This window comes from Enterococcus sp. MMGLQ5-1 (genome assembly GCF_013155265.1).
Taxonomy (GTDB): Bacteria; Bacillota; Bacilli; order Lactobacillales; family Streptococcaceae; genus MMGLQ5-1.
Genome location: NZ_JABJXU010000008.1, coordinates 25086 through 38808, shown reverse-complemented (window position 1 = coordinate 38808; position 13723 = coordinate 25086). Strand labels below are relative to the sequence as shown.

The following is a 13723-nucleotide window of genomic DNA, read 5'->3' as shown; positions in this document are numbered from 1 at the left end:
AGCTCAGATCAATAGCTTATATTTTTTTTAGCCAACAATCGTTATAATATTCGACTGAAATAGCTTTTTGAGCTAATTTGCCTTCCACTATTGCTTTTACTTGTTGTTCTTCTATATTACAATCAACGATCATAACTGTTGATGTGTTTCGGTTGTCATCTTCAAATTCAATAATATACTGACTGACATCCTCCCAGTAATCATCAATTCTTTCTGAATTCTTATTTTTTTTCTGAGTTATATAATCGGTAAGGATTTCAACCCTACCAACTTGCTGACAAGAAAGTATTTCACCAATATGCTTCAATGATTTTTTAAAATAATCAGTTACTGTAAGTAAACTCCAGCCCATAGGAAAAATAATAGTTCTTTGATTAATCTTTTTTTCAACTTTTGAAGTAAAATAAATAGTAAACTCTAACCCTTCATCCAAATAAATTCTATTACTAGCCATAGCACCTCTCCATTTGTTATCATAATTTTCTTAGAATATCCAGTTCCAAGTAATAACCGCAAATTAAGCGGTTAGACCATCTTTTGACGGCGAATTGACGGCGAATAATTGATTTGAACCTGCAATAATAAGAAAATAAAAGGATAAATGAAATTAGTTAATCAATGGGCATTTAAAGAATTGGGCAAAAAAAGGGGGGGGGGGCTAAAATGATAGCTGATTTTTTAAAAATTTTTAAGCCATCAGTCTATCCATACGCTTAATCAGTAATTTTCGTTGAATTAATAATGAATTAATATAAATATCTAGAGTCATTTTGGCAGAAGCATGACCAAGTAAGCGACTAATTGAAGCAATATCGCCTTTTGCTTCCATACACCTGGTGGCAAAGGTGTGTCGAAGCTGGTGAAAATGGATATTTAGTAAACCAGCTTTATCGGCGATTTTTTTGAAATGATAGCCTATTAGCCTTGGCTCCATGGGTTTATTATTTTTAACAAATAAATACTCAGAACTACTTTCATGCTTTAATCTATTTAAGATATCAGCTAGTCTTTTTGAAATCGGTATGAGCCTCTGAGAAGTGTTTGTTTTAGTATCAGTTAGTATAAGCATTGTTTTTTTGAATGCATTATTTTTTTGAATGCGTTGATAAGTATGATTCACTTTAATGACCTTATTTTTTAAGTCAATATCGGACCATTTTAAGGCTGCGATTTCCCCAATCCTCATGCCTGTATACAATGCAAATAAGATTGGATAGCCATTTTTATCTTGTAATGCGACACTTTCTAGTTTTTTTTGTTCTTTAAGAGAAATTGCACGAACTGCTTTTTTTTGACTCTTTGGTAAACGTATATTTAGGTTAATATTATGAATGAGATAGCCATTTTGTGCGGCAAAGCTTAAGCATTTTTTTATAATTTGAAAAGTATTGCGAATCGTTGTACTAGAAATCTTCAATTGATTTTTCCATGTATTTACCATTTCCTGAATATGAATATGATTTAATTTTGTAATATCAAATTGTCCAATGATTGGTAACACATAGCGTTCCATTTTATAACAATAAGTTGCATAGGTAGAATCTTTAAGTGTTTCCTGTTGGATCAGTAACCAAGTCTCTACTACTTTTTGAACCTTTTTTCCTTTAGCTGGAATAGTCTTTGTTTCCTGCAAATATTGATTTTTTAATGGCAATAATTTATTACGAACAGCCTTATAACTATATGCATAGACATAACCATAGCGGGCTTTACCATCATTATGACGACCTTTAATATAACGACCTTCCCAACGGCCATCTTTTCTTTTATATATATTTTCTCCTCTGCGACTCATTTTTCCTCCTTGCTTGACGGCGATTTTGACGGCGAATGAATTTACTACAATAACGCCATGTAATATAACCCTCTAACCTTATAAAATAACGAAATGGTATTGACATTAGCCTCATCATTATGTAGCATATAAGAAGAAAATATGTATGGTTTTTATCTTTATCTTGGAACTGGATATTCTAAGATAACAAATTAACAAAAATTAACTAGCAATATTCAATTTATTGAAGCAAAATAAAAAGAGAATTAAATTCACAATTAGATTTTCCTAGTTATATAATTCAAAAATATTTTTAATAATACAATAGTCTGCTGATAAAAGAAAAATCATAAAATTATGTTAATTGATTCTGTTGCAAAGTGCCAATATAAATTCAATTCCAGTCTAAATGGATTATTCAGACTGGAATTTCTAATAATATCTTGATTTCATTACAGTCTGTAAAGCCTATGAGCCTAATTTCTTTTCGGCTTTTTGGGAGCTCAATTCAAATCGAACTGATTTGACTAAAATGATTAATATGAATGTTAGGTGGTCATCTTCGGGTGACTGCCTTTTTTGGTGTTGCTCAAACTAAAATGGATGCTACAGCTATAGAAATACTTCTAAATTAAGCTTCACACTTCATGTCATACAGATTGCCCGATGTGTACCAAAAACAAATCCAAATTCACGGATTTAGTGCTATTGTATTGCGAAACCAGTAAATTTTCCCGGAAATACTGGATTATTCACAAATAGAAGTGTGATTTTATTTTAGGAAGATATGTTTTTTATCATTTATCATTGATAGACATAATCACTGTAATATCTATGTATGGATATAAGACATGTAATATTTCAATCTATATAATTTTTAGAAATTTTATTTAAACAGCAATCATTATAATATTCCTTGGGTGGTGATCCTGCTCAACTCGATTTTTGAATGTTTTCAGATTCAATGTTTTGTATATTAATTCAGCAAAATCTGAACACTAAGTGTACTCGTAATTTACTTATAAACTAATCTATTTTTATAATAAGCTTTTCAATTGTTCAACTTCATCCCACAGGAAAAAGTCGAAGAGTGCAATGGCTCTTCAACTTTCTTTGTATGAAGCAAAACAACCTCAATTCATTTAACCATTGTAACTGCCACATAAGTGGATTGGCGGTTAATCCCTAGGATCGTTTTAGTTTCACCAGACGCAGCACGTTCCAAAATATTATTAGGTTATTTGGATATCTAAGGTTTAACCATTTGGTCCAGAATGCCTTTATCTTTCAGTAAAGGGCAATATTTATCGATTACAATTGATCATGGTTGTCTATAATATCAAATTAGGTTTTTGTGGAAACCGTATTGCAATAGTTTCGCAGCCACATATCAAGAGTCTTTCCATTAGAAACGATGCGCAATACAGATAACAATTTTTCACTCCAACTTTAAGATAGCTTTCGTCAATATACTAGAGTTTCGATAAAGCTTTACGCTTGTTCCAACGATAAATCGTTGTATGATTTACAGGAATACTGCATAACCGCGATAAGTCAAAAAGAAGTGATAGTATAAGCCCGTGGCTTTAATAATGATTCGCTAATTGTACTGTTTTCATTTAAAATACCTTTTCATGTATGCGTCCTCAGTTTTTTAGAAGCTTTAACTGAAATTATATCGTAAAGCAATTTTCAGAAAAGCTTTGCAACATAACCCTTTATTTTACACTCTGGTGAATTTTATTTTTCTACTTCTTCTTTTGATGTTCCTACCTTTGGAAGAGTAGATAAATCAATTTGAGCTTCCTCAAGCGATACATTTTTTGGAAGAGCCACTGATTTATGCCCTTTAAATGTATAAAGGATATAGTCTTTTTGTTCAATCCTTGTTTCTTCTTTTTTTATTACATCCTCTTCAGTAGCATACTGACTCGTATCTCTTGCTTTATCGTTAGAATTAGATGCCTGATTTTCAGTTACTTTTTCTGTGGGAGAGGCTGTTAGATTTTTCGTTGATAATGCTTCTTTTTTTGAAACATTAACCTGGCAACCAGCTAAAGTTAGACCAGTTAATAAAAATAAGATAAATACTTTTGTTTTCACTATAAAACCTCCTACTGTATGCATAAATAATAAAATATAAAAATTAATGTATTGATATACAATCAAGCAATTCATTACAAAATAGTTTTTCCATATTCAAGTAATCTATATGCAGTTTTTAAATTTATTTATTATTTTGTATGATTTTCCTTAAATTCAATTATAAAAATCATGCCATTTTGCTCATCGTTTGGAGTAAATGAGTACGGATAATTGTTCGCATTCAAAATTTGCTTGACGATAAATAAGCCAAGTCCAGTTCCTCCTGATTTACGATTACGCGCATAATCTGGTCTATAAAATGGCTCGAATATTTTATCCAAAAATTCAGATTCTAAAGGCTCACATGAATTTTCAATAGAGAAACAATTGTTATTTAATGTAATATAAATTTCACCATCATCTTTACAATACTGGTAAGCATTCGTAATAATGTTAGATAGTAAGCGTTCTACTTGTTCGTTATTTGCTTCAATACTTACTTCATTTAAATTCAATACAAATTTTTTTTTATTTGTTTCTGAAATAATTTGATAAGGTTCAATTAAATCTTCAACAACTTTCTTTAAAGAAAAATATGTTCTTATCCCTTGTTCACTAAAATGCTCTGCTTTATATACCGATAATATATTGTGGATTAAATTTTGTTGAGTAGATAGTAACTCTTGACAGATTTCAAGGTATTTTTCTCTGTCTTGATAACGTCCTACATTTAGTCGCATCCCTTCCACAATACCTGACATAATGGTAATCGGTGTTTTTAATTCATGAGCAGCACTTTGAACAAAATATTCTTTGTTCCGCTCAATTTCTTCAACTTTTGAAATCTCTACCTCGAGTGCTTCTATCGCGCTTTTTAGCGTGCTATTTAATAAATTAATGTCCTTAGCTAATCCTGCAAGCTCGTCTTTTCCAGAAATATCACATGCCACATTCATTTTTTTCACCATTTTATTCGTTGTTTCAGAAATACTCAAAATACGTTTGGCAGAACTTCTTGAATAAACATACGTCGCTATTGTACCGATAATCAAGGTGATTATTAAAATTACAGGAATCAATTCCAGCATGACACTACTTGCTTCTATTATAGGTTGTGTAAACGTAAATCCACTTAAGAGATATTTATCACCTTTATTATCAACAAACTCTTTGACTACTCTTTCAGCCTCTATTGGACTTTCTGATGAATTAACGATATCGAAAGTATCAATACTCGCTTCCTCTTCTTCTTTGCTCCACTTAATCAACTCACCTGCATACAGCTGATTTCCCTGATCATCAGTTAATATCCAATTAGTATTATTAAAATTATTTTTTAAATAATTAACTGTATCCTTAATCGGTCGTTTTTCAATTTTTCCTATGATATCAGATAGTTCATTTCCAAGAGTCGCACTTTGCTTATGTTGATAATAAATAGGAACCAGAATATAAAAGAAAGTAATTGATGCTATCATAGTAGCCATGATAATAACCATTGTATAAAAAAAATTCTTTTTCCAAATTTTCATCGTACACCCTCAAATTTGTACCCAATTCCTTTGACAGTCGTAATTTTAGCATTTGGTATTTTTTTTCGTAAATTTCGAATATGGTTATCAATAATTCTCGTATCTACAAAATCATCATATGACCACACAAAGTGTATAATACTCTCTCTTGTAACGATGGAATTACTTTTTTTAACAAGGCAAGTAAAAATATCATGTTCTTTTTTGGTTAGTTCAATAGTTTCTCCTTTATACTTGACTTCACAGTTATCAATTATCACTTCAAGCTCTCCAATAACTAGTTTATCTTCTTTTTTCATACTGCGTCTATTTAAAATATTTTCTACTCTTTTTACTAAAATTGTAGGAGAAAAAGGTTTTGCTACATAATCATCAATCTTCTGATTAAAACAGATAATTTGAGTTTGTTCATCGTTCAATGCCGTCAACATAATAATAGGAATATCAGAATTATTACGAATCTCAGTAAGAATCTCCAAGCCACTTTTTCCTGGCAGCATTATATCTAAAATCACTAAATCAAATTTATTTTTGTCGAATCTTTCCATCGCTGTCTGACCATCTAAACAAACAGTGACATTGTAGCCAGCATCAACTAAAAAATCTTGAATCAGTTGACTAATAAGAATTTCATCTTCAACAATCAATACATTCATTATTTATTCTCCTTTGTCCTATGAAATGTTCAGACGAATAATATCTAAATATTATAAAGGGAACACTATTCAAAACGCAATGCTTCGATAGGATTTAATTTTGATGCTTTGATTGCTGGTAATAATCCGAATATAATTCCAATTAAACAGCAGAAGGCTAAACTTCCAAGGATTGCCAGCACAGATACAATATAAGGATATCCTAGTATCATGATAATAACCCATCCTGCAATTATTCCCGTGATAATACCAATCACTCCTCCGATTAAGGTTAATAAGACAGACTCCACTAAAAATTGTTGAAGAATCAACGCTCTCCGTGCACCAAGCGCTTTTTTTACTCCAATTTCTCTTGTACGCTCTGTAACCGATACTAGCATAATGTTCATTACACCGATTCCACCAACTAATAAGGAAATACTAGCAATTCCTGCTAGTAAATAAAAGTTTGATTTGTTAAACTCTTCCATCTGTTGTGTATATTTGTCAAAATTTTCAATACCAAAAACATAATCGGATTTAGGAAAATCTTTATTCAATGTTTGTGCGACTTTAGTGGCTACTAATTGCAAGTCATTTATATTTTGTGTTTGTACTAAGACCGTTGGTTGATTATCAATTGTCTCAAAAATATTGTTCCATTGATCATATGGGACAAAGGCTGTTTTTTCAGAATTATATACTTGATCATTCATTTTTTCTTTGTATATCCCTATTAATTGAAAAGGTACGCCATTAATTTCTATATAGCTACCAATTTGCACCTCTTCAGGCAATTGTTTTTTCATTTCTTCATTTATGATGATTACTTGCTTACGTTGCTTTTGGTCCTCATCACTAATCATATGCCCTTCTAATAATTTTAAATTTTTCATACTGATATAGCTGGACGTTGCTGCTGAAAATTTACCATAAATCGTTTTATTTTTATAAAACGTTGCTTTGTTCACAGCATAGCCAACACCAATGCTTTTTATATGATTAATTGCTTTTAGTTCTTTTATAGATTCTTTTGATATTTCAGGTATATACAACGGTTTTTTTGCTTGACTATTACTCGCTTTCCCTTTATCAAATCTAGATATTTGATCATATAGCACTTCCATTGTGTTATTTGTTCCACCTAGTAATTGTTGTTTCATATTTGCAGTATTTCCTTCTATAATGCTAAAAATGCTAATAATAGCTGCGATACCAATAATTACACCTAGCATAGTTAGAATTGAACGCATTTTATGTGCAAAAACAGAGCGTATTGAAATAAGTAACATTTCCATCTATTTCGTCTCCTATTCTTATTGGATGATACCATCTCGTATCACAATGAGCCTTTCGCAATAATCGGCTATTTCCATCTCATGTGTGATAACAATAATTGTTTTTCCTTTATGGTTTAAATTTTTTAAAATAGCCATAATTTGATCTCCGGTCATCGTATCTAATGCCCCTGTAGGCTCATCTGCCAAAATAATAGGCGCATTTGTAACCAGTGCACGAGCAATTGCTACTCGCTGCTTTTGTCCACCTGACAATTCTGCCGGGAAAAAATTTTTTCGATCAGAAAGACCTACTTCTTCCAACATATTTAGAGCTCTGATTTTTCGTTCTTCTTTTGGAACTTTTGCATAAACTAATGGTAACTCAACATTTTGAAGTGCGGTTAAACGTGGCATTAAATTAAAATTTTGAAAAACGAAGCCGATTTTTTGATTTCGTATATCAGCAAGTTGGTTTTCAGATAACCCTGCAACATTTCGTTCGTCGAGCTCATAGATTCCTTCAGTTGGTAAATCTAAACAGCCTAAAATGTTCATTAATGTCGATTTCCCAGATCCTGAGGGACCCATAATTGCACAAAATTCTCCTTGATTGATTGTAAGCTGAATCCCTTTTAATACAGCAATTTGAGTATCACCCTGTTTGTATGATTTAGAAATATTAGTTAATTTTAACAAGCTAACTAACCTCCATTCCTTCTTTCAATCCTTCTGTAGCTTCAACAATACTATCTTCTTTACTTATTCCACCAGTAATCACTGTCCCTTTTTTACTAATTTTAGCTTCATCAATCGTTATCTCTTGTTTTTTTATTTTTCCATCAACAACCTTCCAAACAAAATATTTTTCCTTATCCTGTCCATCTTCTGTTGTCTTTTCTTCTATTATATATTTTTGGGGGATTTTTAATAATGCTTCATCGTCTGATAATAACTTGACATACACATTCGAACCAATTAGAGGTATATTGTCCGTTTCATCTAATTTAACTGTATAAGGATATTTTGAAAGATTAGGATTCTCTTCCTCTTTTTTATCATCTGATTTTCCATTTTCAGCGACTAAATAGCCAATTTTGGTGATTTTGCCTCTCCAAGTATTTTTAGGATTTTTTCGATCAATAATTTCTACCGGCTGTTGTAAAGAGGCACTTTCTCGATCAAATTCATTAATTTTCCCTTTCACATAAACACTGCTACTATCAACAATTTCAATAAAATTATCACTATTTTTCTCATCATCGGATTTTTCCAAAATTTCTTTATTTAAGCTTTTAATCTGACCATCAGTTGATGCTTTAACAACATTGTTTTCTAATTTTTCAACTGCTGCTTGATACGTTATTTGAGCAGTATCAACAGCTGCTTTGGCATTTGCAATATCATTACTAGCAATCGTGGCTTGCCCTTTTAAATCAGCCAACTCAGATGCTTGATCTGCTGTATACGTTTTACTTGCTTTATTGTATAAGTCCCATTTGATTATTGAATTACTTTCTGCACTAGACAATAATTGTTTTTTTTCTGTTAAAACTGCTTCTGCTTCTTTCATCTCTAGTTCCATACTTACATTTTTATAAGTAAATAGCTTCTGTCCCTTTACAACTGTATCTCCTTCATTTACTGCTAAATCTTCTACGATTCCTTTAGAAGGATCAATTTTTATTTTAGAAATATTATTCGCAGTGATTGCTCCTGCCAAGGTTACTGCTGATTCGTTACCTTGCTCACTTTTTTGAAGTGACTTAACTGAGACTTTTTTAAGTATAGTCTGTGCTTCTTTTTTATCAGCCGATACTACTGAGCTTTGATTGTTAGTTTCATAATAGTAAAAACTTACTATAAAACCGACAGATAGTACGATCACGAATAAAAGTAATATTTTTTTTGATGTTTGTTTAGCCATATCTATCTCCTCAACTATTTCATTTGTTTTTTCTAGTCTTTTTCGTTTTAAAACTAAATTAATCCGAATTGCTAGTTAATTATAAAAACGGAAAACACAATAATTTTTCGGTAGAATCAACTCAAAACTACCGAGAAACGAGTAAATATTCCACGCAAAATCAATCAAAGAATATCCAGCTCTATCCAAACGTTCGAATAATGTACAAATTTATTAGAAAAATCAGTGAATTATATATAAAATTTTTTCTAAAGAAAATTCGTCTTTGATGAAATATCAATCGACAAAAACAGACTGATATAACGATTATTGCTACGAATATGAAAGGATTATGACCGTGGTCAACGCAAAGCAGTATGCGTCAAGCTATTGGGACATTCTTAAGCCTTAATGGATTTTCCTAGTCACTCTCGTCATAATCACTTAAGCATGAACTTAAAAGAAACGTTAAAAATTTTCGCTATAAACGTTAGATAACCATCCAAAATATGCCGTTATAGAAAGCATTTCTTGTCCGTTATGCGTCATAATTCACAACAGACAAGAAAAACTTTTTCTGAAATAACCAATATCGGGCGCAAGTCTACGAAAGTTCTTTTTTCTTATGGATTTTCAGTATAAGTATTGATTCCAAAGGATTGCCGCTCACCTATATTATAAGCTCGCTTCCATCCACGATGTAAACCAGGTGTCTGAACTTGTCACGCAAGTATTGGCGGATAAAGGTTATACTAGCAATAGATTAAAGAAATAATGCTATACCATTGACATAGACTGATGGACACCACATAGAAAAAACAACAAAGGAGCAAGAAAGCTGATATTCGCCTGTTATCTAAATTTCATAAATAATTGAAACAGTAATTTCTAGTTTAAGCTTACCCAGAATTCAACAGTTCAAAAATAACTCCTTATCAGGTTTTGAGGATCGGTTAGAATTATTTTTACTATCTTATAATTTTATACTTGAGCAAGCTTAAAATATTAGTTCTAATACGTTCAAATATGCACTTGATCATTTTTAAAATTAACTAGCAATTCGGTTTGAATTCAATTATGATTATTCTAAAGCTAATTTTTTATACTTAGATGTTATCAGTCATCTGTTTTTGAATCCTCTAGGGAATCTGATTTGATATTTTCTTCCTCAGGTACGACTGCATCTACATCATCCATATTAACTCCTCTTGGCAATACAATATTAGATCCGTCTTTCATTTCATATATCGTCACTTCTTCTCCATCAAGTACATCATTTTTTTGGCTGACAACATCTTTTGATGTGAGCTTTTGTCCTTCTTGATTCTCTTCGGATTCTTTTTTGCCATTACCTCCACTACAAGCGGTTCCTACAAGCATTAATGAGAACAAACTAACAGCTAAAATTATTCTTTTTTTCATAACTATCATTCCTTTCGTTTTATGTGAATCAATCATAACAAATCAATCTACAGAAAATTTGTTGTCTATCTCCTTTTTATCTCCTTTTTTATATAGAGTTGAAGGGCGTCTATGTCAATAATCCGCAGAAAAAATAATTATTCATTAGGAGTAGCGTCTAGATTTTTACAACTTTGTACGTTACAAGTTGAATTAATGAACAATATTCAATCGATGGCATTGCTTGAAAGTATCTTTAGAAGAAAATGTGCCACACTTTCTTTTTAGCTTACTTTCGCGCTTTTTGGCGTTACCGAAAATAAAAAGCTGAACGAAGGTATTTAAATGGTTTCGAACAAAGCATGAACAGGTAATTTTGGATATATTATTGTCTAAACAAATACCTATGCAACAAAAAAAGAGAGCAACAGATCAATATTTAATTGACCATCCTATGCTCTCTATCAAATGCTTGCTACTTATCTTTAAATTATTTCAAAAAGTTGATAAATAAAAAATGTCCCGAAAATTAGCTTGCCAGATTTTGAATTTAAAAAATGGCACTAATGTGTACCAAAAGATTATTATAATTCATTTTTCTTCATCTCGGGGTTGGGACAAAAGTTCTAATTTTCTTCATATTGTTCGTAATTTACGGGGGACAATGCGACAACGACTAGTCAACGCCTAAGCGGAAAATCCGCTAAGGCACGTTGCCACTAGCTTTTCCGTAAGTCGCTGAAGCGACAACTTCAATGCCATAGGAAAATAGACAAATTTCCGAACATTTGCAAGCAAATGTCATCAATTTTCTAATTTTCTACGCCGTTAAACGTCTTTTGTCCCACCTCCATTTTTAATCACTTTTCTTACCCACTGATTACTTGATTCGTCGGGCAACAAATCGGCTAATTCAAATCCTGTATTTATATTTGAATAAATTGAACAGACAACAAACAGTTTTTTTCCTGCAAAATTAACTATTTTCGACCTGCCAGACGAAGCTGGAATATGATGATGACCATGAATTGCGCCAATGATATTAAAATCATTGAATAAATTAAGTATTCCATCATTTTCACAATGATATTCTTTTCGATAAGAACGACTATTCGGTGACAACATACTTAGTTCATTGAACAAAGGAGCGTGCGAAACAATAACCGTTGGAGTCGTTGTGTCACCGCCCAGTAGTCGCTTCAACTGATTGAAGATAAACGCTTGTAGCTGCATTTTTCTAGCTACTAAAGCAACCGGGATAGTCAATCCAATGTATCGAACACCTTTATATATTGCAGTCTCATTATTCAAAATAATCATTTTAGGATATCGAGACGAAATCTCTGCTTGTATTATCTGATAAAAATAATGGTCTCCTAACGGTAGTTTTGGCCATGATTGGTCTGGGTCTATTATTAAGTCCTTAAACCATTCATATTCACGAAAAGTATCCCACTCCTTTTTCATTAATATTTCAGCATTAGAAAGTATATCGGATAGCTCATGATTTCCTATTAAATACAACCCTCTAATATCTTTGTCGCTTGAATTTGAATCCGAAACATCACCCACCAATATATTGAAATTACGATTTGTAAATGGTAGTTTACCACTTAATGTATGAATGTCTGAAACGACGTTAATTTTATTCTTATTTTCTGTTGAAAGTACATTGTCAAAGTATTTTTCAAGCTTTTGGGGATGTTGGCTATGTGCCACATAGTTTTTTCTTACTGCACTTACTTGTTTCCCCACATCTGAACGTAAAAGTGGCCGATTGATCATATCTTGAGGTGAAGAGATAGCTTGAAAAGCTATCAATTCATTTTTTAGACTACTTGGCATCAACTCTGCTCCAGCCGATATATCTGAATCTCTATTTAAATAATCTTCGATATCAGCACTTTCTCCTTCAATCAGATGGACATTTCTGCCATCAGTCGTTATTGGTAGCTGCTGTGTTAGTTCAACAACAAATTTTAAATATTCAGCGACATAAGCCGAAATTCCGGTATTTACATTTTCAGAGAACAAAAATTTTCCAGGTAAATTTGCTGAAATAGGTCCTGTTTCATCATGCTGCATCAGTCTGCCAAGAATTTGTATTTGAAATAGCGGATTTTGAAATATCATCTGATAGGCGTCATGCACTGCTTTTGAAGCTGTACTTACTCTCTTGCTAGATATCTGAGAAAGCGAAAGAGCTAAATACTTCTCTAAGTTACTTCTGTGCCTTTCAATATACTTACGAGTGCCATCTGGGTGTAATAACGACTGGATAGCTGCTTTTTGAATATAATTCCGAGCAGTATCATATGGAATAGCAGAATAAATTAAATCCCCTTTGTTTTCAATAGTTAAAGCATTATTTTTAGTATTATAAATCAAATGAAAAAAACAATTTTCATATACTTTTTTATTAACTGGTCTTCGTCTATTTTCAGGATACAATTCAAATCGATGATTCAAAGAAAACGATACAGGTGAAGAAGCATTTATTGCTTCTGAGGTGGTCATACTATTTTTTGGCACTATAGCATTTCTATTTAGCGAATCTACAGAATTATCAATCCGTTTAATCTCTCGCTTGTTATTTAAAGCTTCATCTTCTTTAACGCGTTCTTTATTTAGCGTATTTTCTTTTTTAGATAGCCCAAATAAACTTCGCACAGAATTTAATAGCCCTGTAATTCTAAAATCTTCACCCTCTTGTTCTTTCATATCTAACACGCTCCACTAATTTAATTATCAGAATTATATCAATAAAATCAACCCATTCACAACTAAATCTATCAATTAAATAGAATCCACGCTATTTGTTCCAATATCTAACCCAATCGTGTATTTTAAATCTTTCTTTACCATCCGTTACCCTCCCAGTGGATTTTTGTATTCAATTTAGCTTAATAGTTTTATTATAGCATTATGGGATTGGATAATTGTTATTTTTATATACATTGTTTTTATTTCAATTATAAATACATTATATCTATTTGTCCCTCTGTGATAAAAATTAGTTCCTAAAGGCACACTTCATATTCCAATTAAATAATTATTAATAAATCGTGGCTGTAAATTCAATCCAGTTTTACGTATTAAGAAAATAACAGATT

The 13723-nt window shown here is 31.7% G+C and carries 10 protein-coding genes and 1 pseudogene; all 11 read right to left on the bottom strand.

Annotation, left to right across the window (positions count from 1 at the left end; all coding sequences use genetic code 11):
* Positions 1-16 precede the first annotated feature (16 nt).
* Positions 17-454: a hypothetical protein gene (locus HOY35_RS09045; RefSeq protein WP_172212748.1), complete on the bottom strand. Its 438-nt coding sequence runs from the start codon at positions 452-454 to the stop codon at positions 17-19.
* A gap of 234 nt (positions 455-688) precedes the next feature.
* A complete protein-coding gene (locus HOY35_RS09040) occupies positions 689-1795 on the bottom strand; it encodes a site-specific integrase (protein WP_172212750.1) in 1107 nt (368 codons plus the stop codon).
* 1085 nt (positions 1796-2880) lie between these two features.
* Positions 2881-3371, bottom strand: a pseudogene (locus HOY35_RS13495) (DDE-type integrase/transposase/recombinase); the annotation flags it as partial.
* Between the two features lie 143 nt (positions 3372-3514).
* On the bottom strand, positions 3515-3877 hold the full coding sequence (locus HOY35_RS09035; RefSeq protein ID WP_172212752.1) for a hypothetical protein: 363 nt from the start codon (positions 3875-3877) through the stop codon (positions 3515-3517).
* 131 nt (positions 3878-4008) lie between these two features.
* Positions 4009-5391, bottom strand: a complete 1383-nt coding sequence (locus HOY35_RS09030; RefSeq protein WP_172212754.1) for a cell wall metabolism sensor histidine kinase WalK — start codon at positions 5389-5391, stop codon at positions 4009-4011.
* Positions 5388-6047 (bottom strand): response regulator transcription factor, encoded by a 660-nt coding sequence (locus HOY35_RS09025; RefSeq protein WP_172212756.1) that lies wholly within the window; start codon positions 6045-6047, stop codon positions 5388-5390. Before HOY35_RS09025 ends, HOY35_RS09030 begins: the two co-directional genes overlap by 4 nt.
* Before the next feature lie 65 nt (positions 6048-6112).
* Complete coding sequence (locus HOY35_RS09020) at positions 6113-7324, bottom strand: ABC transporter permease (RefSeq protein WP_172212758.1); 1212 nt, start codon at positions 7322-7324, stop codon at positions 6113-6115.
* 18 nt (positions 7325-7342) lie between these two features.
* The gene (locus tag HOY35_RS09015; protein ID WP_172212760.1) at positions 7343-8002 is read right to left on the bottom strand and encodes an ABC transporter ATP-binding protein; all 660 of its coding nucleotides are present in this window, start codon (positions 8000-8002) and stop codon (positions 7343-7345) included.
* Position 8003: 1 nt separating this feature from the next.
* Positions 8004-9230: an efflux RND transporter periplasmic adaptor subunit gene (locus HOY35_RS09010; RefSeq protein WP_172212762.1), complete on the bottom strand. Its 1227-nt coding sequence runs from the start codon at positions 9228-9230 to the stop codon at positions 8004-8006.
* A 1095-nt stretch (positions 9231-10325) separates the two neighbouring features.
* The gene (locus HOY35_RS09005) at positions 10326-10631 is read right to left on the bottom strand and encodes a hypothetical protein (RefSeq protein ID WP_172212764.1); all 306 of its coding nucleotides are present in this window, start codon (positions 10629-10631) and stop codon (positions 10326-10328) included.
* Between the two features lie 807 nt (positions 10632-11438).
* Positions 11439-13331, bottom strand: coding sequence for a metallophosphoesterase (locus HOY35_RS09000; protein ID WP_172212766.1), 1893 nt, complete (start codon positions 13329-13331; stop codon positions 11439-11441).
* Positions 13332-13723 lie beyond the last annotated feature (392 nt).

Coding starts and splice junctions, on each gene's coding strand:
- HOY35_RS09010 (WP_172212762.1), bottom strand. CDS start 9,230: ATGGCTAAACAAACATCAAAAAAAATATTACTTTTATTCGTGATCGTA.
- HOY35_RS09020 (WP_172212758.1), bottom strand. CDS start 7,324: ATGGAAATGTTACTTATTTCAATACGCTCTGTTTTTGCACATAAAATG.
- HOY35_RS09040 (WP_172212750.1), bottom strand. CDS start 1,795: ATGAGTCGCAGAGGAGAAAATATATATAAAAGAAAAGATGGCCGTTGG.
- HOY35_RS09045 (WP_172212748.1), bottom strand. CDS start 454: ATGGCTAGTAATAGAATTTATTTGGATGAAGGGTTAGAGTTTACTATT.
- HOY35_RS09030 (WP_172212754.1), bottom strand. CDS start 5,391: ATGAAAATTTGGAAAAAGAATTTTTTTTATACAATGGTTATTATCATG.
- HOY35_RS09005 (WP_172212764.1), bottom strand. CDS start 10,631: ATGAAAAAAAGAATAATTTTAGCTGTTAGTTTGTTCTCATTAATGCTT.
- HOY35_RS09025 (WP_172212756.1), bottom strand. CDS start 6,047: ATGAATGTATTGATTGTTGAAGATGAAATTCTTATTAGTCAACTGATT.
- HOY35_RS09000 (WP_172212766.1), bottom strand. CDS start 13,331: ATGAAAGAACAAGAGGGTGAAGATTTTAGAATTACAGGGCTATTAAAT.